20 protein-coding genes are annotated in these 22671 nt (G+C 71.2%); 9 read left to right on the plus strand and 11 right to left on the minus strand.

Annotated elements, in window-relative coordinates:
• Positions 1–188: 188 nt before the first annotated feature.
• Positions 189–4748, plus strand: coding sequence for an FtsK/SpoIIIE domain-containing protein (locus OG303_RS22125; RefSeq protein ID WP_405870296.1), 4560 nt, complete (start codon positions 189–191; stop codon positions 4746–4748).
• Between the two features lie 152 nt (positions 4749–4900).
• Positions 4901–5383 (plus strand): hypothetical protein, encoded by a 483-nt coding sequence (locus OG303_RS22130; RefSeq protein WP_405870297.1) that lies wholly within the window; start codon positions 4901–4903, stop codon positions 5381–5383.
• On the opposite strand, the gene OG303_RS22135 is transcribed toward OG303_RS22130, so the two are convergent.
• Positions 5376–7133, minus strand: a complete 1758-nt coding sequence (locus OG303_RS22135; RefSeq protein WP_405870299.1) for a serine/threonine-protein kinase — start codon at positions 7131–7133, stop codon at positions 5376–5378. The two genes, OG303_RS22130 and OG303_RS22135, sit on opposite strands and share 8 nt — an antisense overlap.
• A 63-nt stretch (positions 7134–7196) precedes the next feature.
• The gene (locus tag OG303_RS22140) at positions 7197–8045 is read right to left on the minus strand and encodes a menaquinone biosynthetic enzyme MqnA/MqnD family protein (RefSeq protein ID WP_405870301.1); all 849 of its coding nucleotides are present in this window, start codon (positions 8043–8045) and stop codon (positions 7197–7199) included.
• Positions 8046–8353: 308 nt separating this feature from the next.
• Between OG303_RS22140 and OG303_RS22145 the strand changes: the two genes are divergently transcribed.
• Complete coding sequence (locus tag OG303_RS22145) at positions 8354–8557, plus strand: cold-shock protein (protein ID WP_003992177.1); 204 nt, start codon at positions 8354–8356, stop codon at positions 8555–8557.
• Between the two features lie 122 nt (positions 8558–8679).
• Here the strand turns inward: OG303_RS22145 and OG303_RS22150 are convergent, their stop codons facing one another.
• The gene (locus tag OG303_RS22150; RefSeq protein ID WP_405870302.1) at positions 8680–9252 is read right to left on the minus strand and encodes a helix-turn-helix domain-containing protein; all 573 of its coding nucleotides are present in this window, start codon (positions 9250–9252) and stop codon (positions 8680–8682) included.
• 69 nt (positions 9253–9321) lie between these two features.
• On the opposite strand from OG303_RS22150, the gene OG303_RS22155 reads away from it, so the two are divergent.
• From OG303_RS22155 to OG303_RS22170, 4 genes are all read left to right on the plus strand, one after another.
• Positions 9322–10011, plus strand: a complete 690-nt coding sequence (locus OG303_RS22155; RefSeq protein WP_405870303.1) for an AzlC family ABC transporter permease — start codon at positions 9322–9324, stop codon at positions 10009–10011.
• Positions 10012–10025: 14 nt separating this feature from the next.
• Positions 10026–10322, plus strand: coding sequence for an AzlD domain-containing protein (locus tag OG303_RS22160; RefSeq protein ID WP_405877414.1), 297 nt, complete (start codon positions 10026–10028; stop codon positions 10320–10322).
• A gap of 49 nt (positions 10323–10371) precedes the next feature.
• Positions 10372–11046: a class I SAM-dependent DNA methyltransferase gene (locus tag OG303_RS22165; RefSeq protein WP_405870305.1), complete on the plus strand. Its 675-nt coding sequence runs from the start codon at positions 10372–10374 to the stop codon at positions 11044–11046.
• An 81-nt stretch (positions 11047–11127) separates the two neighbouring features.
• Complete coding sequence (locus OG303_RS22170) at positions 11128–11895, plus strand: PIG-L deacetylase family protein (RefSeq protein WP_405870306.1); 768 nt, start codon at positions 11128–11130, stop codon at positions 11893–11895.
• A 9-nt stretch (positions 11896–11904) separates the two neighbouring features.
• Here OG303_RS22170 and OG303_RS22175 read toward each other — a convergent pair whose 3' ends face one another.
• Together OG303_RS22175 and OG303_RS22180 are read right to left on the minus strand one after the other, a co-directional pair.
• Entirely contained in the window at positions 11905–13821 is a 1917-nt protein-coding gene (locus tag OG303_RS22175; protein ID WP_405870307.1) for an AMP-dependent synthetase/ligase, read from the minus strand.
• A 276-nt stretch (positions 13822–14097) separates the two neighbouring features.
• The gene (locus OG303_RS22180; RefSeq protein ID WP_405870309.1) at positions 14098–16050 is read right to left on the minus strand and encodes an AMP-dependent synthetase/ligase; all 1953 of its coding nucleotides are present in this window, start codon (positions 16048–16050) and stop codon (positions 14098–14100) included.
• A 270-nt stretch (positions 16051–16320) separates the two neighbouring features.
• On the opposite strand from OG303_RS22180, the gene OG303_RS22185 reads away from it, so the two are divergent.
• A complete protein-coding gene (locus OG303_RS22185) occupies positions 16321–17622 on the plus strand; it encodes a 3-oxoacyl-ACP reductase (RefSeq protein WP_405870310.1) in 1302 nt (433 codons plus the stop codon).
• Entirely contained in the window at positions 17622–18464 is an 843-nt protein-coding gene (locus OG303_RS22190) for a MaoC family dehydratase (RefSeq protein WP_405870311.1), read from the plus strand. The genes OG303_RS22185 and OG303_RS22190 overlap by 1 nt, the downstream gene beginning before the upstream one ends.
• An 18-nt stretch (positions 18465–18482) precedes the next feature.
• Here OG303_RS22190 and OG303_RS22195 read toward each other — a convergent pair whose 3' ends face one another.
• From OG303_RS22195 to OG303_RS22220, 6 genes are all read right to left on the minus strand, one after another.
• A complete protein-coding gene (locus OG303_RS22195) occupies positions 18483–19136 on the minus strand; it encodes a TetR/AcrR family transcriptional regulator (protein WP_405870312.1) in 654 nt (217 codons plus the stop codon).
• A 58-nt stretch (positions 19137–19194) separates the two neighbouring features.
• Complete coding sequence (locus OG303_RS22200) at positions 19195–19506, minus strand: DUF4229 domain-containing protein (RefSeq protein WP_405870313.1); 312 nt, start codon at positions 19504–19506, stop codon at positions 19195–19197.
• A 120-nt stretch (positions 19507–19626) separates the two neighbouring features.
• On the minus strand, positions 19627–20151 hold the full coding sequence (locus OG303_RS22205; RefSeq protein ID WP_405870314.1) for a GNAT family N-acetyltransferase: 525 nt from the start codon (positions 20149–20151) through the stop codon (positions 19627–19629).
• 57 nt (positions 20152–20208) lie between these two features.
• Positions 20209–21372, minus strand: coding sequence for an aminofutalosine synthase MqnE (gene mqnE / locus OG303_RS22210; protein ID WP_405870316.1), 1164 nt, complete (start codon positions 21370–21372; stop codon positions 20209–20211).
• Between the two features lie 59 nt (positions 21373–21431).
• Positions 21432–21887, minus strand: a complete 456-nt coding sequence (locus tag OG303_RS22215; protein ID WP_405870317.1) for an Lrp/AsnC family transcriptional regulator — start codon at positions 21885–21887, stop codon at positions 21432–21434.
• 83 nt (positions 21888–21970) lie between these two features.
• Positions 21971–22654 (minus strand): UbiX family flavin prenyltransferase, encoded by a 684-nt coding sequence (locus OG303_RS22220; protein WP_405870318.1) that lies wholly within the window; start codon positions 22652–22654, stop codon positions 21971–21973.
• Positions 22655–22671: the final 17 nt, after the last annotated feature.

A 22671-nucleotide genomic window follows, 5' to 3' on the forward strand; every position in this document is an offset into this window, starting at 1 on the left:
GGCCCTCCGTCCGCATGAGCAAAGATCTTACGGGTGTGGCCCGTGAGGCCACAGGGGCCTCTTGCAAGGGAATCGTGAACCGGCCCACATCCCGTTGCATCCGGGAAAGACTGGCCAGCTAAGGTCACTCTCACTGTGTTGAGTGGTCCCACTGTGTTCAGTGGTCTCGGTGTGTTGGGGGACGGAACGTGCGCCTGAGTCTGACCGTCGTCGACCCGCTCGGCGGTGCCAGTGCCGACGTGGTGCTCGACGCCGATCCGGAGTCCACGGTCGGTGACATCGCCCAGGAGTTGGGGCGCCATGTCGGTTTGGGAGACGGTGCGCAGATCATCCCGATCGGGGCGCATCGTCACACCGGCGGCAGCTCGGCTCCCCTCGCCTACGTCGACGGTTACGCCCTCGATCCCGGTGCCACCGTCGTGGGCTCCCCGCTCCGCGACGGCGCCGTCGTCAGTCTGCACGACCCCGCCGGCTGCATCCTCGGCGAACCCACCGGCGTGGTGGAGTTCCGTGTGGCCGGCGGGCCCGCGGCCGGTGCCGTGCACCGGCTCGGGGTCGGACGGTACGACATCGGCAGCGGGCCGGCCGCGCACATCCGCATCGACGACCCCGAACTCCCCGACCGCGCCGCCACCCTCTCCATCGCCATCGACGGCACCTGCCAAGTCGCCCTGCACACAAGCAAGGAGGACGAGAAGGCACGCCTCGACGGCGAGGAGTTCGACGGTGGCGACTGGCCCCTCAGCGCCCAACTCGCCCTCGGCAACACCCTCATCGAGCTCACCGCCTACGCCCCGCCCAACGCGGCCCTGAAGTGGTCCGACGACGGTGCCGGGCTCGACTACAACCGGCCCCCGCGGCTGCGCCCCGCCGAGCGGCAGACGCACTTCTCGCTGCCCAACCCGCCCGGCGACTACGAGGCTCGGCCGCTGCCGTGGCTGATGGCGCTGCTGCCGCTCGTCGGCGCCGTCGTCTCGGTCTTCATGTTCGGGCGCTGGTACTACCTCATCATGGCCGTGATGAGCCCGATCATGCTCTTCGGCAACTACTTCAACGACAAGAAGCACGGCCGGAAGTCGCACGCCAAGCAGCGCAAGGAGTACCAGGAGCACAAGGAGCGGATCGAGGAGGACGCCCAGGAGGCGCTGGTCCAGGAGCGGACGGACCGGCGGCAGGCCGTTCCCGACCCCGCCGCCGTGCTCGCCACCGGCACCGGTCCGCGCACCCGGCTGTGGGAGCGGCGGCGCACCGACGCCGACCACCTCCTCCTCCGCTTCGGCACCGGACGCGTCCCGTCCGAGGTCGAGCTCGACGATCCGGAGCAGGACGAGCACAAGCGCAAGGTCCGCTGGTACATCGAGGACGCGCCGGTCGCGCTCCCCCTCAAGAACCTCGGTGTCATCGGGGTCGCGGGACCCGGTGACTCCGCGCACGCGCTGGGGCGTTGGGCAGTCGCGCAGACCGCGGTGCTGCACAGCCCGATGGACGTGCAGTTCTACGTCCTCACCGACAACGACGCCAACACCCGCTGGGACTGGGTGCGCTGGCTGCCGCACGCCCGCCCGGCGAGCGGCCAGGACGTCAACGTCCTCATCGGCACCGACTCCGAGACGGTCGGCGCGCGCGTCGGCGAGCTGACCCAGTTGCTCGACGGCCGCCAGAAGGCGCTCCAGCAGGGCGGCAAGAGCAAGACCGACGGTCCCGCCTTCTCCGACCCCGACATCGTCGTCGTATGGGACGGGTCGCGGCGGCTGCGGTCGATGCCCGGTGTCGTACGACTGCTGCGGGAAGGTCCGGCCGTCGCCATCTACGCGATCTGCCTGGACGAGGAGGAGCGGTTCCTGCCCGGCGAGTGCCAGGCCTTCGTCGTCGCCGAGCCCCGGCGCACGGACGACGACAGCAACTCCCCCGCCCCCGTGGCCCAGCAGTCCGCCGGCGGCTTCCCCTCCTTCCAGGCCTGGCACCCGTCCGCGCAGCAGGGCGAGGAACACGCCGAGCAGGCCCCCGAGTTGCGGCTCCGCGTCGAGCAGACCGGGGCGCTGCGGAAGAAGAACGTACGGCCCGACTTCGTCTCCGCGGCCTGGTGCGCACGGCTGGCCCGGTCCCTCTCCCCGCTGCGCGACATCAGCGGCGAGTCCGAGGACTCCGCGCTGCCCGGCTCCAGCCGGCTGCTGGACGTGCTGCAGCTGGAGCCGCCCACGCGCGACGCGATCGCCGCGCGCTGGCGGATGGGCGGGCAGTCGACGATGGCCGTCATCGGTGAGTCCTACGACGGTCCGTTCGGCATCGACATGCGCAAGGACGGGCCGCACGGTCTGATCGCCGGTACGACCGGTTCCGGCAAGTCGGAGCTGCTGCAGACCATCGTGGCCGCGCTCGCCGTCGCCAACACACCCGAGAACATGACGTTCGTCCTCGTCGACTACAAGGGCGGTTCGGCGTTCAAGGACTGTGTGAAGCTGCCGCACACGGTCGGCATGGTCACCGACCTCGACGCCCACCTCGTCGAGCGCGCCCTCGAATCGCTGGGCGCCGAGCTCAAGCGGCGCGAGCACATCCTCGCCGCCGCCGACGCCAAGGACATCGAGGACTACCAGGACCTGGTGCGCCGGGATCCCTCCCACGCGCCGGTCCCCCGACTCCTCATCGTCATCGACGAGTTCGCGTCGATGGTCCGTGACCTGCCCGACTTCGTCACCGGTCTCGTCAACATCGCCCAGCGAGGCCGGTCCCTCGGCATTCACCTGCTGCTGGCCACCCAACGACCGTCCGGCGTCGTCTCCCCCGAGATCCGCGCCAACACCAACCTGCGCATCGCGCTGCGCGTGACCGACGCGGGCGAGTCCACCGACGTGATCGACGCGCCCGAGGCCGGGCACATCTCCAAGAACACGCCGGGTCGTGCGTACGTCCGCCTCGGCCACGCCTCCCTGATCCCGTTCCAGTCCGGCCGGGTCGGCGGCCGGCGTCCCGGTGCCGCCGACCCGGCGGCCCTCGCGCCCTGGGCCGGCCCGCTCACCTGGCAGGACCTCGGCCGGGGCGGGCTGCAGAAGCCCAAGACCGAGGCGCGCCAGGACGACGAGATCACCGACCTCAAGGTGCTGGTGGACGCCGTGCGGGAGGCCAACACCGCGCTGGCCATCCCGGCGCAGCACTCCCCGTGGCTGCCCGCCCTGGACGAGACGCTGCTGCTGGACGACGTCCCGGCGCCGCGGAGCCAGGGTTCGCTGCCCGCCGCCCCGTACGGCATCGAGGACCTTCCCGCCGACCAGGCCCGCCGCCCGGTCGCCGTGGACTTCGCGACCTTCGGTCACCTCATCGTCGCCGGTGCCCCGCGCTCCGGCCGATCGCAGGTGCTGCGCACCATCGCCGGTTCGCTGGCCCGCACCAACTCCTGCGCCGACGTCCATCTGTACGGCATCGACTGCGGCAACGGCGCCCTGAACGCGCTGACCCGCCTGCCGCACTGCGGTGCGGTCGTCGGCCGCAACCAGGTGGAGCGGGTCGACCGGCTCATGGGCCGGCTGAGCGGAGAGCTGACCCGCCGTCAGGAGCTGCTCGCGGACAAGGGGTTCGCCGACATCGGCGAGCAGCGTTCCTCCGTCGCCGAGGAAGAGCGGCTGCCGCACATCGTGCTGCTGCTCGACCGCTGGGAGGGCTGGCTGCCCACCCTCGGCGAGCACAACCACGGTGACCTGACCGACCAGATCCTGGCGATGATGCGTGAGGGCGCGAGCGTCGGCATCCACGCCGTCCTCACCGGTGACCGGCAGATCCTGGCCGGCCGTATCTCCTCGCTCACCGAGGACAAGTTCGGCCTGCGTCTCGCCGACCGCGCCGACTTCTCGATGCTGGACATCAACGCCCGCAAGGTTCCCGAGGAGATCCCGCCCGGCCGCGGCTTCCGCAACGAGACGGCCACCGAGACGCAGTTCGCGCTGCTCTCCGAGGACACGACGGGTCAGGGGCAGAACGCCGCCCTGGTCGCGATCGGCGAGGCAGCAGCAGCCCGGGACGCCGGGGTCCCGCGCTCCCGGCGCCCGTTCCGGGTCGACGTCCTGCCGAGCCGTATCTCCTTCGCGGACGCGTGGGCGATGCGCGACCCGGCGACGACGTCCGCTCCGCTGTGGGCGCTCGCGGGCGTCGGCGGCGACGAACTCTCCGCGTTCGGCCCCGACCTGGCGCAGGGCGTCCCGGCGTTCGTGATCGGCGGTCCCGCCAAGTCCGGCCGCAGCACGGTCCTGTTGAACTTCGCCCGCTCCTACCTCACCAAGGGCGTGCGCCTGATCATCGCGGCGCCGCGCCCGTCGCCGCTGCGCGAACTCGACGGCCAGGAAGGCGTGTTGAAGGTCTTCACCGGCCGCGATGTCGACGAGGACGAGCTGGAGGAGGCCATCGGGTCGGCCACGCCCCAGGAACCGATCGTCGTCCTGGTCGACGACGCCGAGGTGCTGGACGACTGCGACGCCGAGGACGTCTTCAAGCGCATCGTCGAGCGCGGCGCCGAGGAGGGTCTCGCCGTCGTCATCGCCGGTGACGAGGACGAGATCTGCGACGGCTTCTCCGGCTGGCAGGTCGACGCGAAGAAGGCCCGCCGCGGCATCCTGCTCTCGCCGCAGGAGTCGGGCTCGGGCGAACTGATCGGCATCCGCACGACCCGGAGCATGGTCGGCGGCCCGGTCTCCCCCGGCAAGGGCATGCTGCACCTGGGCACCGGCGACCACGTCACGGTGACGACGCCGCAGTAGCGGCGGGAGGACGACGGGGCATGCGCGGGGGCTCGGGGAGGCCGAGGCGGAGGAAGGCTGCGGGGGCGTCTCTGCGGTATGAGCGGGCACGCGGGCGTACGGCCGCGTCGGCCGCCCCTGATGAGCGCGAACGCCGGTTCAGCCGACGACAGATGCGGCGCTGGGCGGGCGGCTGGGCCGCAGTCGCCGCGATCATCGGCCCTTTCGTCATCGCCCAAGTCTGGGGACCTGACATCTGGAGCGGCATCGCTCCTGGCTGGCCCGGCGGCGGGTATGGATTCGCCGTCTCCGCCGGTGTGCTGCTGCCGTGGGGGGCCGCCGCCGTGATCCTCCCCCTGGCGCGTATCACTTGGGGAGAACCTCGCAGGCACTGGCTCGTTCAGGTCGCGCTCGCGCTCCCCGGCGCAGCTGTGTCGCTGCCGGTCCTCGTTGTGATCGCCGGGGCGTGGCGGCCCAAACCCCGCAAGCGCGGGTTGGACTGCCACGACGTGGGTGCGCCCTGCTGGGTCCACGAGCAGTACCCGTACGTCTGGGCCGCGGGCCTCGGCGCCACGCTCGTGGGGGCCGCGCTGCTCGTCCCGCTGCTCGTCGTCCGTGCCAACCGCCGCAAGGACCGTACGCAGTCCCCTACTTGATCTTCGACATCCGAGCCGTAGGATTCCCCTCCGCCTCGCTGTCCGACACGTACTTCAGGTCGTCCCCCACCCGCGACAACCGCACCGTGTGCGCCGCCGGATTGCACCCGGAGTGGTTGGACTTCGCGCCGACCGACTCCGCGACGATCTGCTTCTTCGTCACCGTCTTCACGGTCAGTACGTCGTTGCAGACGCCCCCGAGCTGGTCGGTCTGCCGGAGTTTGCCCAACTCCTCGCCCACGCCCGCCCGGTGGACGGTCAGCCGGAAGGTGCCCACTGGAAGGTTGCCGTCGAGGGCGAGGCCCTGGCCCTCCCAGGTGCCGAGGTAGGTGGCGGGGACACCGCCGGTGTTGCCGGAGCCGTCGGTGGGCTCCCCGGTCGCCGAGGGACCCGGCGTGGCATCCGAAGCGCTCGAAGTCGCGCTGGGCGCCCGGGAATACGACCCGCTGTCGTTGCCGCCCGCATGGGTGTCGTCGCCACTGCCCGGCAGCAGGTCGAACACGAACACCGACCCCACCGTCACCGCCGCCAGCGCCCCCGCGACGGCGAGCGCCACCGTGCAGCTCAGCCGGCGCCCGCGCCCGCCGTCCCCCGGCGCGGACGTCGCCGCCACGGAGACGGAGAGCTTGCCGGGACGCTGCTCGGCGGGCGGCGCGTCACGCGGTTCTGGCACCGAGGGCGCGACCGTGGGAACCGGCACCGAAGGCTCGATCGTGGGCAGAGGCGGCATCACCGGCGCCGGCCCGAACTCCCCCACCGTCGGCTGCCCGGCCCCTGACCCGCCGGCCGTCGCCGCATCCCCGACCGAGGGACTGCTGAACCCCACCGGCCCCGAAACCGCCTCGTCCCCCTGCACCGCCTCAAGATTCAGCAGCTGTACGGCACTTCGGCTCACCTGCTCCACCAGCGTTCCCGGCAGCCACCCGCCCGCCACCAGCCGCGCCGCCCCCTCGGAAGCCAGCCGCCGCGCCACCTCCGCGGGCGTCGGCCGCCGGTCGGGCTCCTTGGCCAGGCACGCCGCCACCACGTCCCGCAACTCGCCGTCCAGCGAACCGAGTTCGGGCTCCTCGTGGACGACCTTGTAGAGCAGGGCCGCGGACGAGTCCCCCGGGAACGGCGGCTCCCCGGTCGCCGCGTACGCCAGCACCGCCCCCAGCGAGAAGACGTCGGCCGCCCCGGTGGCCCCCTTGCCGAGGATCTGCTCGGGCGACATGTAGCCGGGCGAGCCGATCGAGACGCCGGTCGAGGTCAGGGAGGCCGTGCCGTCCGTGGCCCGCGCGATCCCGAAGTCGATCAGCAGCGGACCGTCGAGCGTCAGCAGCACGTTCGACGGCTTCACATCCCGGTGTACCAGCCCCAGTTCGTGCACCGACGCCAGCGCTTCCGCCAGGCCGGCACCCAGAACCCGTACCGAATGAAGAGGGAGCGGGCCGCCGTCCGCGACCGCTCCCGACAGTGAGGGACCCGCCGCGTACGCCGTCGCGACCCACGGCACGCCGGCCTCGGGGTCCGCGTCCAGGACGGGCGCCGTCCACGCACCGCCCACCCGGCGCGCGGCCTCCACCTCGCGGCGGAAGCGGGCGCGGAACTCCTCGTCGAGCGCGAAGTGGGGGTGCACGATCTTGACCGCGACCGTGCGACCCCCCGCGCTGCGGCCCAGATAGACGCGGCCCATGCCGCCGGAGCCGAGCCGGCCGAGCAGCCGGTAGGGCCCCACGACGGTGGGCTCGTCGACTGCGAGCGGTTGCATGCGGTCCACCCCTCCCCCGTAACCACTAGAAGGGTAGTGCGCCCACCCGCACGGAAAGGGCTCTCACGGCTGCAGCAGATCCACCTTCACATCCGCCGGGAAGCCCGTGGTCGGCCCCACGCGCCGCGCGAACTCGGCGACCGCCGCCAACTGCGGCCCCCCGAACCGGAAGTCCAGCGTGGTGAAGTACTGCTCCAGGACCCGCTCGTCGAACTCCTCCCAGCGGGCCGCCTGCTCGGCGACCTTGCCGACCTCCTCCAGGGAGAGGTTGCGGGAGGAGAGGAAGGCCTCGTGGACCTTGCGGGTGATCTCCGGTTCGCGCTCCAGGTAGTCGCGGCGGGCGGCCCAGACGGCGAAGACGAAGGGCAGGCCGGTCCATTCCTTCCACAGCGCGCCGAGGTCGTGCACCTGGAGGCCGAACCGCGGCCCGTCGAGGAGGTTGGCGCGCAGCGCCGCGTCCCCGATGAGTACGGCCGCTTCGGCCTCCTGCATCATCAGGCTGAGATCCGGCGGGCAGGTGTAGTAGTCGGGCTGGACGCCGTAGCGGTCGGCCAGCAACAGCTGGGCGAGGCGTACGGACGTGCGCGAGGTCGAGCCGAGGGCGACCCGGGCGCCGTCCAGGCGGTCCAGTGGGAGTTGCGAGACGATCACGCAGGACATGACCGGGCCGTCGCAGCCGACGGCGATGTCGGGGAAGGCGACCAGGTCATCCGCGTTCTTGAGGAACTCGACCAGGGTGATGGGCCCGATGTCGAGATCTCCCTGCACCAGCTTCTCGCTGAGCTTCTCCGGGGTGTCCTTCGTCAGCTCGAAGTCGAGGAGCGTGCCCGTTCTCGCGAGCCCCCAGTAAAGGGGCAGGCAGTTCAGGAACTGGATGTGGCCGACGCGCGGCCGGGTGCGAGAATTGTCCACATCGCGAGGCTAGACCCTATGAGGTACGGTGCAGCCTTCAGGGTGGTGCGTCGCTGTTGCCGGTGTCCCGTCAATCCCACCCGGCTCATTCAAACGTCCGAGTGACGTGATCTTGCCCTCTATTGCTTTCGGCTGCCTGCGTGCTAGGCTCGCCGCAAGTTGCAGTTTGGTTTCCCTTGCAGTACAGAGCCTGCGGAGCATGTAACCGCGGGCTCTCGTCGTTTTCAGACGTATGCAGTTGTGCAGCACTTGTTTTCACACTTGCAGGGTTCTGGAGCAGGGCAACCCTTTGGGCCCAAGGAGGGCTTATGGCTACCGGAACCGTGAAGTGGTTCAACGCCGAAAAGGGCTTTGGCTTCATCGCCCAAGAAGGCGGCGGCCCCGACGTCTTCGTTCACTACTCCGCGATCAACGCGAGCGGCTTCCGCTCGCTGGAGGAGAACCAGCAGGTCTCCTTCGACGTGACCCAGGGCCCGAAGGGCCCGCAGGCGGAGAACGTCACCCCCGTCTGATCAGTCCCGATCAGTCTGATCATTCGGTCTCGGAGCCTGGTGCTTTGGTCCGGAACTGAGAGCAGTACCCAAGGAGCCCCGTGCCGCAAGGCAGCGGGGCTCCTGCCTTTTCTCCGCGCGGCTCACACGTGCTGCATGACCAGCACGAACGTCGTCCCGGGCGCCAGCGCCTCGTAGGCGTGCGGCACGTCCCCGCGGTAGGCCATGTAGTCGCCCGGCCCCAGCTCCGCCTGCTCCCCCAGCGGCCCGGCCTTCACTTTTCCGGCCCTGACCACGATGTGCTCCATGGTCCCCGGAATGTGCGGCTGCGAATCGCGTACGGTGCCGGGCTCCAGCCAGACGTGGTAGATGTCCCGCCGGGCTCCGGGCGGGCTCGCCGACAGCAGCGTGGCCGTGTAGCTCGACTGCTCGGAGTGCACGGTGGGCCCCTCGCCGGCCCGAATCACCTGAACGGCCGGTGCCGGCGGCTCCACCAGCGTGCTGAAGGGGACACCGAGCGCGACCGCCAGCGCCCAGATCGTCTCCATGCTCGGATTCCCGCTCGCCGCCTCCAGCTGGGACAGCGTGGACTTGGCGATACCGGCCCGTTTGGCCAGCTCGGAGAGGGAGAGCCCGGCCCGGGTGCGCTCGCGTCGCAGGGCCGCGGCGATCCAGCCGAGGGGGAGCCGGGAGGGCGGGGACGGCGTGTCGGCCATACTTGTTCGCTCCATCGGTACGTTCGTTCGCCTTGACGAACACGACAGCTTCTGTCCATCCTAATGAACATGCGTTCGCTACAACGAACACCCCCGAGGGACCTCGTCCGCGACAGTTCACTCGTCTGGCTGGCCGGGGGCGTCGTCGGTGTCTCCTTCGGCGCGATCTCGGTGGCCGGCGGTCTGCCGGTGTGGGTGCCGGTGGTGATGTCGCTGGTGGTGTACGCGGGCTCGGCCCAGTTCAGCGCGGTCGGTGTGCTGCTGGCCGGGGGCGGTCCGCTGGCCGCGGCCGCCACGGGACTGCTGCTCAACACGCGCACGGCGGCCTTCAGCCTCGCGCTCGCGGACACGCCCGGACGGGGGCGTGGCGCCCGTCTGCTCGGCGCCCATTTGGTGACGGACGAGACGGTGGCCTTCGCCCTCGCGCAGCCGGATCCGGTACGGCGACGGGCGGCGTTCTGGATCTCGGGGGTCGGCCTGTTCGTCGTGTGGAACGTCGGCGTCCTGGCCGGAGCGCTGGCCGGGGACGCCCTCGGGGACACGGCGAGGTACGGCCTGGACGCGGCCTTTCCCGCCGTGCTGGTGGCGCTGGTCCTGCCGACGCTGCGCGAGGACGCACGGGTACGGCGGTGCGCGCTGCTCGGCGCGGGGATCGCGCTCGCGGTCACCCCGGCCGTCCCGGCGGGCGTGCCGGTGCTGCTGGCGTTGGCGGGGCTGGTCCTGTTCGGGCGCGACGGCCGGAAGGAGGCGTCGGCGTGAACGCGACGGTCGCCATGATCCTGGCGCTGGCGGTCGGGACGTACGCCTTCCGGCTGGTCGGACCCGCGCTGCACGGGCGGGTGGAACTCCCGGCGCGGGTGCGGGAGTTGCTGTCGGCCGGGGCGATCGTCCTGCTCGCCGCCCTGCTGGCGACCGGTGCGCTGACGGAGGGCGGGGGTCTTGCGGGATGGGCGCGGCCGGCCGGGGTGGCGGTCGGGTGTGTGCTGGCGTGGCGGCGGGCCCCGTTCGTGGTGGTGGTGTTGGGGGCGGCGGGGACGGCGGCTGTGTTGCGGGCGGCCGGGGTGGTGTGAGGGAGCCGGTCGAAGCCGACTGTCAGTGGCGGTGGCTACGGTTTCGACCATGACCGACAACGAGATCGACACCGAGGTCGACAACGGGTTCGTGACCACCACCCGGGTGTTCTACGACGCCATCGCCGAGGACTATGCCGCCATGTTCGAGGGCAAGCACGCGGCCTCCCCGCTGGACCGGGCGATTCTCGGCGCGTACGCCGAACTCGTGGGCGGTGACGGGACGGTGGCCGATCTGGGGTGCGGGCCGGGGCGGAGCACAGCGCACCTCGCCTCCCTCGGCCTCAAGGTCTTCGGCGTCGACCTGTCGGAGTCGATGCTCGCGATCGCCCGCCGGGAGAATCCGGGTCTGCGGTTCGAGCAGGGCTCGATGCTGGGCCTGGACGTCCCCGACGGGGATCTCGCGGGGGTCGTCTCCTGGTACTCGACCATCCACACCCCTGTGGAGAAACTGCCCGCGCTCTTCGCCGAGTTCCACCGCGTGCTCGCCCCCGGCGGCCACCTTCTGCTCGCCTTCCAGGCCGGCGACCAGCACCGGCACCACGACCGGCCGTTCGGCCACGACGTGTCACTGACCTTCCTGCGCCGCCAACCGGACGACGTGGCCGAGCTGTTGACACAGGCCGGGTTCGCGCTCGCGTCACGGACGGTGCGGGAGGCGGACGAGGGGCTCGGGGAGCGGACACCGCAGGCGTACCTGATGGCCCGCAAGCCCCGTACCTAGACGGCCCGATCGGACGGCGGACCCTCTCCGGGATGTGACACCGTGCTCCGGACCGGCCCCCGACCGGAAGGTGACCCGGCCATGTCTCTCCCGAGCCTTCTCGCGGTCTTCGCGCACCCCGACGACGAGTCCCTGGCCGCAGGCGGCGTGCTCGCGCAGCACGCCGCCTCGGGTGCGCGGACCGCTGTCGTCACGGGGACCTGGGCCGAAGGCACGTGGCGGGCCACCGAGTTGGCCGAGGCACTGCGCATCCTCGGGGCCGGGGAGCCCAGGTTGCTCGGGTACGCCGATGCGAAGGTGCCTGAGTCGGCGCCGGGACGCCCCCGTTTCTGCGACGCGCCGCTCGACGAGGCCGTGCGGCAACTGGTCGCGCACATCCGGGAGTTCCGGCCGGAGATCGTCGTCACACACGACGCCTACGGCAATCTGAGCGGGCATCCCGATCACGTCCACACCCACCGGGTGACCGTGCTCGCGGTGCAGGCCGCCGGGTGGGGGCGGCTGTATCCGGAGGCCGGTGCGGCCTGGCAGCCAGGAGCTCTTTATCTCGCCACCCATCCTGAATCCGCCGTACGGGCGCTGGGCGGCGGCGACATCCTGCTGCGGCCCGGCAGGGCGATGTACAGCGTGCCGGACGCGTGGATCACCGCTGCGGTCGACGTCGGACCTTGGGTCCGGCGGAAGGTGGCCGCTGTACTCGCCCATCGCAGTGAGGTGAAGCGCGGCGCCCTGCCCGGGCGGCTCGCCGCGCTCCCGCCGCCCGAGCGGGCCAGGGTGATGGCCACCGAGTGGTACATCCGGTACGGCGCCCCGCTGCAGGCGGTGCCGCTCACGGAGCTGGCCCCGTAAGGGGACTGCTCAGCGCTCGTACAGCGCCTCCACCTCCGTCGCGAAGTCCCGCATCACCGTCTCCCGCCGCAGCTTCATCGACGGTGTCAGATGGCCCGCCTCCTCCGTGAAGTCCCGGGGGACGACGACGAAGCGGCGGATGGACTCCGGGCGGGAGACCAGCTTGTTCGCCTCGTCCACCGCTCGCTGCAGGACCGCCCTCAACTCCTCGTCCTCGACCAGGAGTTCCGCGGGGACGGGGTGCCTGCCGTTCATCCGGCGCCAGTGGGTGATGCCGTCCATGTCCAGGGTGATGAGCGCGGCGATGTAGGGGCGGCGGTCGCCCACGACCATGCACTGGGAGATCAGGGGGTGCGAGCGGAGCCAGTTCTCGAGGGGGGCCGGGGCGGTGTTCTTGCCGCCTGCCGTGATGATGATCTCCTTCTTGCGGCCGGTGATCGTGAGGTAGCCCTCGTCGTCCAGGCGGCCGATGTCACCCGTCGCGAACCAGCCGTCCGTCGACGAGGGGATCACTCCGCCGCCGTGCGGGTCCCAGTAGCCGCGGAAGACCTGACCGCCGCTGAGCAGGATCTCGCCGTCGGCCGCGATACGGACCTTCGTGCCGGGCATGGGCCAACCCACCGTGTCCAGGCGGGGTTTGAGGGGTGGGGTGACGGTGGCCGCGCCGGTCGACTCGGTGAGGCCGTAGCCCTCGTAGATCTCCATGCCCGCGCCCGCGTAGAAGGCCGCGAGGCGGCGGCCGAGCGGGGAGCCGCCGGAGATGATGTGGCGGATGCGGCCGCCCATGGCGTTGCGGATGCGGCGGTAGACGAGGGAGTCGTAGAAGGCGCGGGCCGTCTTCAGGGCGGTGCTCGGGCCGGAGCCGGTGCCGGCGTGGCGGGCCTCCATCGCCTCGCCGTAGCGGACGGCCACGCTCGCCGCGCGGTCGAAGGCGGCGGCCCGGCCACCGATCTCCGCCTTGGCCCGGGCGTTGTTGTAGACCTTCTCCAGCATGTAGGGGATGCAGAGGAGGAAGGTCGGGCGGAAGGCGGCCAGGTCGGCCAGGAGGTCTTCCGCCTCCAGGCTCGGGGCGTGGCCCAGACGGACCCTGGCGCGGATGCAGGCGATCGCCACCATGCGGCCGAAGACGTGCGACATGGGGAGGAAGACGAGCGTGGAGGGGTCTTCCGACTTCGACTTGAAGATCGGGTAGAGGAGTTCGATCGCGTTGTCGACCTCGGCGAGGAAGTTGCCGTGCGTGAGCACGCAGCCCTTGGGGCGGCCGGTCGTGCCCGAGGTGTAGATGACGGTGGCGAGCGTGTCGGGGACCAACATGCCGCGCCGTACGGCGACTTCCTGCTCGGGGACGGGCTGCCCGAGCTCGGCCAGCCGCTCCAGGTGCCCCTTCTCGACGATCCACATGTGGCGCAGGTCGGGCAGGCGGCTGAGCTCCGGACCGAGCGCCGACGCCTGCGCGGCGGTCTCCGTCACCAGGGCCACCGCGCCGGAGTCCTGGAGGATCCACCGCGTCTGGTAGACGGAGGAGGTGGGGTAGATCGGGACGGTGACGAGGCCGGCGGCCCACGCGGCGAAGTCGAGGAGCGTCCACTCGTAGATCGTCCGCGCCATGACGGCGATACGGTCGCCGGGGACCAGGCCTTCCGAGATGAGGCCCTTCGCCAGCGCAAGGACCTGCTGGGCGAACTCCGTCGCCGTCACGTCCGCCCAATCCCCTTCGTGCGTACGGCGGCTGAGGACGCGGGCGGCGGGCGCGGTGTCCGCGTTGTCGAACGGCAGGTCGGCGAGCGAGCCGTGGGTGGGGGGCGGGGCGAGCGGCGGGACCGACGCCTCACGCACCTCTCCGTCCAGCCGACGTATCTCGGGCTCCACCAGTTGGGGCACGCCGTCGTAGTCGGACGCGGACGGATAGGGCACGGACACGGACATGGCAGCTCCTGGGGCGTGCAGCTCGATTCCGCTCTGCTGTAGTACGCGCAGAACGTACCGAGACGTTCACCGGCGGTGTGCGGCTGAGGGTTACCGCGGGTTAGAACGGCGATCGTACGATGCTCGCGTGCGGAGTTGGTGCGGGCACTCCGTGGGTTTTGCGGTGGGGTTGTGCCGTGGCTGGTCGTCGGCCGTCTGCGGGTTCGTCGTGGCTGGTCACGCCCACGCGGCGCAGCCGCACATGGACACAGCCCCGCGCCCCTGAACGGGCGCCCCCTAACGGGGTGCTGCCGCGCCGTACGGGTCGTAGAGCTGCTCGATCTGCGGGGCGAATTCCTCCGCGATCGCCTGCCGCTTCAGCTTCATCGACGGGGTCAAGTGGCCCGCGTCCTCCGTGAAGTCGACCGGGAGGATGGTGAAGCGGCGGATGGATTCCGGGCGGGAGACCAGTTTGTTGGCCTCGTCCACCGCTCGCTGCAGGAGCTGCCTCAACTCCTCGTCGTTCAGGAGGAGTTCCGCCGGGACCGGGTGCTTGTCGTGCATGCGGCGCCAGTGGCTGACGCCCTCCATGTCGAGGGTGATGAGGGCGCCGACGTAGGGGCGGGCGTCGCCGACGACCATGACCTGGGAGATCAGGGGGTGGGCGCGGAGCCAGTTCTCCAGCGGGGCCGGGGCCACGCTCTTGCCGCCCGCCGTGATCAGCAATTCCTTCTTCCGGCCGGTGATGTAGAGGTACCCCTCCTCGTCCAGCCGGCCGATGTCGCCGGTGGCAAGCCAGCCGTCGACGGTCGCGGGGACGACTCCGCCCGCGTGCGGGTCCCAGTAGCCGCGCAGGACGTGGTCGCCGGACAGCATGATCTCGCCGTCGGCGGCGATGCGGACCTTGGTGCCGGGCAGGGGCCAACCCACCGTGCCCAGGCGGGGTTTCAGCGGCGGGCTCACGGTGGACGCGCCCGTCGTCTCCGTCAGGCCGTAGCCCTCGTAGATCTCGATGCCCGCGCCCGCGTAGAAGGAGGCCAGCCGCCGGCCCAGCGGGGAGCCGCCGCAGATCATGTAACGGACCCTGCCGCCCATGGCGTTGCGGATACGGCGGTACACGAGCGGGTCGTAGAAGGTGCGGGCCGTCTTCAGCGCGGTGTTCGGGCCGGAGCCCGTGCCGGCGTGGCGGGCCTCCATCGCCTCGCCGTACCGGCAGGCCACGCCCACCGCGCGGTCGAAGGACGTGACCCGGCCGCCGCTCTCGGCCCGCGCGCGGGCCGCGTTGAACACCTTCTCCAGCATGTACGGGATGGCGACGAGACAGGTCGGCCTGAAGCTCGCCAGGTCGGGGAGCAGTTCCTCCGACTTCAGGCTCGGGGCGTGGCCGAGGCGGACCCGGGCCCGGATGCAGGCGACCGCGACCATGCGGCCGAAGATGTGCGACATGGGGAGGAAGTGCAGGACCGCGGCCTCCTCGCTGGTCCGCGCCCGGAAGACGGGGTAGAGGAGCTCGATCGCGTTGTCGACCTCGGCGAAGAAGTTGCCGTGGGTGATCGCGCAGCCCTTGGGGCGGCCGGTCGTGCCCGAGGTGTAGACGACGGTGGCGAGGGTGCTGGGGCCCAACATCCCGCGCCGTACGGCCACTTCCTGGTCCGGCACCTGCGCGCCGCGCTCCGCCAGGCGGTCCACGTGGTCCTTCTCGACGATCCACAGGTGGCGCAGGTCCGGCACCCGGTCGAGTTCCGGGCCGAGGGCCGCGGCCTGGGCGGCGGTCTCCGTGACGAGCGCGACGGCGCCGGAGTCCTGGAGGATCCACCGAGTCTGGAAGGCGGAGGACGTGGGGTAGATCGGGACGGTGACGAGGCCGGCGGCCCACGCGGCGAAGTCGAGGAGCGTCCACTCGTAGATCGTCCGCGCCATGACGGCGATACGGTCCCCCGCCGTCAGCCCCTCGGCGATCAGCCCTTTGGCCACCGCCAGCACCTCGTCCGCGAACCGGGCCGCCGTCACGTCCGCCCACCGGCCCGCCTCGGTCCGGCGACTGAGGACCTTGTCCTCGGGGGCGATGCGCGCGTTGTCGAAGGGCAGGTCGGCAAGCGAGCCGTGCGTCAGGGGCGGGACGAAGGGCGGCACGGCGACCTCGCGCACCTCCCCGTCCAGCCGCCGGATCGTGGGCTCCACGAGGATCGGCGTGCCGTCGTACGTCGTGGAGTGAACCGCCATGGCAGCGAGCGGGTGGGGGGTGGACACGGGCCACTCCAGAGGTTCAACGGAGTTGCCCTGCGGGGGAGTTGCCGCAGGTGAGAGGAGGAGATCGTACGGCGCGCCCGTGATGAGCCGGTGAGGGTTCGGAGGTAGTCCGGCGGCGGGGATGCGTCGGGGATGTGCAGCCTCGTCGCTTTTCTGGCCGAAAGGACCCTACCGGGCGGTATGGTGAAACTTTTTCACCTTCTGGTCCCCTCTTACCTCGGGTAACCTGACTCCAGAGTAAGCAGAGCATCCGCATGGGGAGTCAAGGACATGGCCGACCGCTATCTGCGCTTCGCTGACACCGCGCCGGGCCGCTTCCTGACCAGCAGACTCGGGCTGCCGCAACCGGCACCCCTCCAGCGCTGGTCGCCCGAGCACCCCGCCCTGACCGGCGGCGGCCTGCTGCACCTCACCGCCGGCAAGTCGGACCTCGACCTCGCTCCCGTCCTCGCCCGTACGGGACTCGAGGCCGGCACCGACAGCCCTGCCGCCGTCGTCCTCGACGCCACCGGAGTGCGGGACGTCGACGTGCTCGCCGAGGTGCACGCGGCGCTCCACCCCGTGGTGCGGTCGGTCGCGAGCGGCGGCCGGGTCGTCGTCCTGGGCGCGCCCCTCGATCCCGCCGACCATCACCAGGCCGCCGTCCAGCAGGCGTTGGAGGGCTTCGTGCGCTCGCTCGGCAAGGAGATCGGGCGCGGGCGGACCGTGAACCTGCTGCGGCTGACGGACGCCGGGGCCGCCGAGTCGACCCTGCGCTTCCTCCTCTCCCCCAAGTCCGCGTACGTCAGCGGGCAGGTGATCGGGGTCGGGACGGCTGAGGAGGTCGCGGTCGACTGGGACCGGCCCCTCGCCGGCCGCACCGCCCTCGTCACGGGTGCCGCCCGTGGCATCGGTGCGGCGGTCGCCGAGACGCTGGCCAGGGACGGCGCCCGGGTCGTCGTACTCGACATACCGCAGGCCGAGGAGGATGCGCGACGCGTGGCCGAACGGCTCGGCGGTACCGCTCTGGCGCTCGACATCACCGCCGCCGACGCGGGTGAGCGGATCGCCTCCGCCCTGCCGGACGGCCTGGACGTGCTGATCCACAACGCGGGGATCACCCGCGACCGCCGTCTGGTCAACATGCCTGCCGAGCGCTGGAGTTCGGTCCTCGACGTGAATCTGGCCAGCGTGCTGCGGACCACGGACGCGCTGCTCGACCGGGGGACCCTGCGCCCCGGCGGCCGTGTCGTCGCCACCGCCTCCATCGCCGGTCTCGCGGGCAATGCGGGTCAGACGAACTACGGCGCGAGCAAGGCGGGCATCGTCGGCCTGATCCGCTCCCTGGCGCCGCGCGCGCTCGCCGAGCACGGGGTGACGGTCAACGCGGTGGCGCCCGGGTTCATCGAGACGGAGATGACGGCGGCGGTCCCGCTGTTCATCCGTGTGGCGGGGCGACGTATGAACTCCCTTGCGCAGGGCGGTCTTCCGGCGGACGTCGCCGAGACCACGGCCTGGTTCGCGCACCCGGCCTCGGGCGCGGTCAACGGGCAGGTCGTACGGGTCTGCGGCCAGAGTCTGCTGGGGGCCTGATGTCCGACGTCCTCGCCCAGCCCCCCGCGCTCGCGCCCCTGCTCGCCCGCGGCGCCCTGCTGTCCCCCTTCAAACGGCCCCGCCCGGACGCCCACTTTCCCCGCACCCGGCTCGTCCTGCCCGCACTGCGCATCGACCTCGCGCGGCTGGCGGCGTACGAGCGGGTGTGCGGCTTCGCGACCGGTGAGGACGCCCTGCCGCTCACCTATCCGCATGTGCTGGGCTTCCCGCTGGCCATGCGGCTGATGAGCGGGCGCGGCTTCCCGCTGCCGCTGCTCGGCCTCGTCCACACCTCGATCGAGATCACGCAGCGGCGGGCCTCCGCGGCCACCGGAGAGTACGAACTCGCCGTGTACGTCGGCGGGTTGGAGCCGCATCGGCGCGGGACCGAGGCCTCGGTGATCACCGAGATGCGTGCCGCCGGGGACGTCGTCTGGGAGTCGCGGAGCACCTATCTGGCCCGGCACCGGACCCATGACCCCGCACCCGGAAGGACCGCGGACGACCGGGCACCCCTGCCCGCCGTGGCCGAGTGGCGCCTGGGCGGGGACGTCGGACGGCGCTACGGCGCCGCGTCCGGCGACCGCAACCCCATCCACCTGCACCCCCTCACCGCACGCCTCTTCGGCTTCCCCCGCGCCATCGCGCACGGCATGTGGACGGTGGCCCGCTGCCTCGCCGCCCACGGAACACCCGAACGCGCCCGCGTGGAGGCGGAGTTCAGGGCACCGGTGCTGCTGCCCGGGACGGTGACGTACGCGGCGGACTCAGGGCGGTTCGAGCTGCGCGGGAGCGGGGACCGCGTGCATGTGAGCGGACGGGTGGGTCCGCCGACGACCTGAAGGGGGCCCGCCCGGCCGTCAGGGCTCCTGCGTGACCGGCGGCGGTGACCAGGGCCGGCCCTCCATGAGGTTGCCGAGGCCGGCCCAGGCGAAGTTCATCAGGGTGGCCGACGCCTGGCGGGCCGTGGTGCCGGGGGTGGCGTTGGCCCAGGCGGCGAGGGACTCGGCGGCGCCGACCAGGGCCTCGGCGAGGCCGGCGACCTCGCGTTCGGGCAGGTCGGGGTCGCGGTGGGCCTCCCTGGCCGCGACGACGATCAGCTGGGTCACGAACGCGACGATCTCCTCGCGCATCGCGGTGACCTCGGCCGCGAACGGCTCACGCGTGCGGGCCTGGAGGTGCAGCACCGCCCAGCCGTCCGGGTTCTGCGCGGTGTGCGTGAAGAACGCCCGCAGCCCTTCCCAGAGTTGGCGGTCGGCGGGCAGCTCTGGCCGGACACCTGCCCGGACCGCCTCGACGAGCGCCTTCGCCTCCCGCCGGATGCAGGCGGTGAACAGGTCTTCCTTCGAGTTCAGGTACAGATAGACCAACGGCTTGGACACGCCCGCCAGTTCGGCGATCTCGTCCATCGACGCGGCCATGTACCCACGCTGCCCGAAGGTCCGCACGGCGGCGTCCATCATCTGCTGCTCACGGACCGCCCGCGGCATGCGCTTGGTCTTCACGGCACCCATGGGCCAAGGGTAGTTGGACGGATGTTCTCCCAACCCCTGCTTACGGCGACTGTGCAGACTACGACGTCTGCCCCTGCGTCCGGGCCGTGTCGTCCGCGCCGTCCTCCTGGCTGCGGTTCGCCTCCAGGTTGGCCGACATGTTGGCCTTCATGCGCTCGACCCTGGGCGCGATCTTGGCGGACGCCCGGTCCCGCTCCTTGCGCAGGACCACGAAGCTGATCGGGGCCGAGATCAGGAGGGACAGCAGGGCGACCCACATGCCGTTGGAGGCGCCGAGACCGCGCGGGACGATGCCGGAGTACACGAGGCCCCAGACGACCACGAAGCAACCCGCGAAAATCCCGAGGCGCATCAGCGTGTAGCGGAGCATCTCAATCCACTCTTCCGTACTGGGGGTCCCCCTGCGGGGGAAGTCCGAACGGCCCCAAAAGGGCCACCGTCCAGTGAAGCACGCTCGGGACCCGATCTTGCAGGGGGGTACGCCGGGCCCTCAGCCCAGATGCAGCAGCATGAAGATGTCGTCGCGGTCGTCGCCCGGAGCGACGCGGATCGCGCCGGGCACCCGCCCGACCTCCTTGTAGCCGCAGGAGCCGTAGAACCGCTCCAGGCCGTTCCCGCCCCGGCAGGTGAGCCGGATCGCCTCGATGCCGTCGAGGCCGCGGGCCGCCTCCTCGGCGGCGGCGAGGAGGTCCCGTCCGTATCCCCTGCCCTGGTGGCGGGGGTGCACCATCACCGTGTACAGCCACACCCAGTGCGTCATCAGCCGGTGGGTGTTGAAGGTGAGGAAGGCGGTCGCCGCGACCGTGCCCGACTCGTCCAGGCCGACCAGCAGCCGGGTACGCCCCTCCGTCATGGCCACGAAGTGCTTCACGAGCTCCGGGCGTATGTCGTCGGCCGTGACGGGCGGCACGAAGCCGACCGAGCCGCCCGCGTTCGAGACGTCCGCCCACAGGTCGAGGATCCCGTCGCGCAGGGCGGGAGTGACAGCGGGGTCGAGAGTGAAGTCAAGGGACACGACCCCATCGTACGTAAGGGACACAGTGCCTCAGTACGCATTACAAGGTGGGTCGAGTCACACCCGCATCGGCTGCGGCGACTCCCTGCGCGCCGGGTCCGGACCGTCGTACTCGCGGATGATCTCGTACCGCGTGTTCCGCTCCACCGGACGGAAGCCGGCGTCACGGATGAGGTCGAGCAGGTCCTCGCGGGTCAGCTTGTTCGGGGTGCCGTAGTTGTCGGCGTCATGGGTGATCTTGTACTCGACGACCGAGCCGTCCATGTCGTCGGCACCGTGCTGCAACGCCAGCTGCGCGGTCTGCACGCCGTGCATGACCCAGAAGACCTTCACGTGCGGGACGTTGTCGAAGAGCAGCCGGGAGACGGCGAAGGTCTTCAGCGCCTCCGCACCGGTCGCCATCTGGGTGCGGGCCTGCAGGCGGTTGCGTACCTTGCCGTCCTTCATGTCCACGAAGTCGTGCTGGTAGCGCAGCGGGATGAAGACCTGGAAACCGCCGGTCTCGTCCTGGAGTTCACGCAGGCGCAGCACGTGGTCGACCCGGTGCCGCGGCTCCTCGACGTGGCCGTACAGCATGGTGCACGGGGTCTTGAGGCCCTTCTCGTGCGCCAGCCGGTGGATGCGCGACCAGTCCTCCCAGTGGGTGCGGTGGTCGACGATGTGCTGGCGGACCTCCCAGTCGAAGATCTCCGCGCCGCCGCCGGTCAGGGACTCCAGGCCCGCGTCGATCAGCTCGTCGAGGATCTCGGAGGCCGACAGACCGCTGATCGTCTCGAAGTGGTGGATCTCCGTCGCCGTGAACGCCTTCAGGGACACGTCCGGAAGGGCCGCCTTCAGCTCCCTCAGCGAACGCGGGTAGTAGCGCCACGGCAGGTTCGGGTGCAGGCCGTTGACGATGTGCAGCTCGGTGAGGTTCTCGCCCTCCATCGCCTTGGCGAGCTTCACCGCCTCCTCGATGCGCATCGTGTACGCGTCCTTCTCGCCCGGCTTGCGCTGGAAGGAGCAGTAGGCGCAGGACGCCGTGCACACGTTGGTCATGTTGAGGTGACGGTTGACGTTGAAGTGCACGACGTCGCCGTTCTTGCGCATCCGCACCTCGTGCGCCAGGCCACCCAGCCATGCCAGGTCGTCCGACTCGTACAGCGCGATGCCGTCCTCGCGGGTCAGGCGCTCACCAGCCCTGACCTTGTCCTCCAGCTCGCGCTTGAGCCCGACGTCCATGCTCACACCTTTCTCCGACGACCTTCTCCGACGACTCCCACAACCGTACGACTCGGCCTCTAGACCTCTTCGGGCAACTCCCCGACCCGGTTCTCCCACTTCGTGGAGAGCACGATCGTGGTACGGGTCCGGGAGACGCCCTTGGTGCCGCTGAGCCGCCTGATGATCCGCTCCAGGCCGTCCACGTCGCTCGCCCGCACCTTGAGCATGTACGAGTCGTCGCCCGCGATGAACCAGCAGTCCTCGATCTCGCTGAGGTCCTTCACCCGGCGGGCCACGTCCTCGTGGTCGGCGGCGTCGGACAGCGAGATGCCGATGAGGGCGGTGACGCCGAGGCCGAGGGAGGCGGCGTCGACGGTGGCGCGGTAGCCGGTGATGACGCCGGCCGCCTCGAGCCGGTTGATGCGGTCGGTGACGCTGGGTCCCGACAGACCGACGAGGCGCCCCAGCTCCGCGTAGGAGGCCCGGCCGTTCTCCCTCAGAGCCTGGATGAGCTGCCTGTCCACCGCGTCCATGCGATCGAAGCCTTCCACTGAAGAGGTCTGGGAATTGCTGAATTCCTGCGTTGCTGAAAGGTGTTGCCGAGGTGCGGGCGCACTCAGGGGGTGACGGACCCGCCGCCGAGTTCGCCCTTCCAGCGCCGGTAGAGCCGGTGTCCGACGCCCGCCGCGTCGAGCACCCGTCCGGCGACGAAGTCCACCAGGTCCTGGATGTGGGTCGCCCCCGCGTAGAAGGCCGGCGAGGCGGGCACCACGGTCGCGCCGAGGTCGTCCAGGGTGACGAGGTGCCGGAGGGTCTGGCCACCCAGCGGGGTCTCCCGTACGGCCACGACGAGCGGGCGCCCCTCCTTGAGGGTGACGCTCGCCGAGCGCTGGAGCAGGTCCTTCGACAGACCGAGCGCGACCCCCGCCACGCACGCCGTCGAGGCCGGCACGATCAGCATGCCCTTGGTGGGGTACGACCCCGAGGACGGACCGGCGGCCAGGTCGCCCGCGCTCCAGTGCCGTACCGCCGTGATGTCGACGTCGAACGTCCCGGGCTTTCCGTCGGCGCCCCGGGACAGCCATTCCCGCAGGTCGTCCCGCCAGTGCGCGTCCCGGAAGGAGATACCCGTCTCGTCGAGCAGCGTCAGCCGGGAGGCCCGGGACACGACGAGGTCGACGCTCTCGCCGGCCTCGAGAAGCGCACGCAGCACCGACGCGGCATAAGGCGTGCCGGAAGCGCCGGACACCCCTACGATCCAAGGCGTACGCGGCGTCTCTCCTGGCTTGACTGGGTTCACAACACCGAGCCTATCCG

Origin of the sequence: Streptomyces sp. NBC_00005, assembly GCF_045160215.1 — a bacterium.
GTDB lineage: Bacteria > Actinomycetota > Actinomycetes > Streptomycetales > Streptomycetaceae > Streptomyces.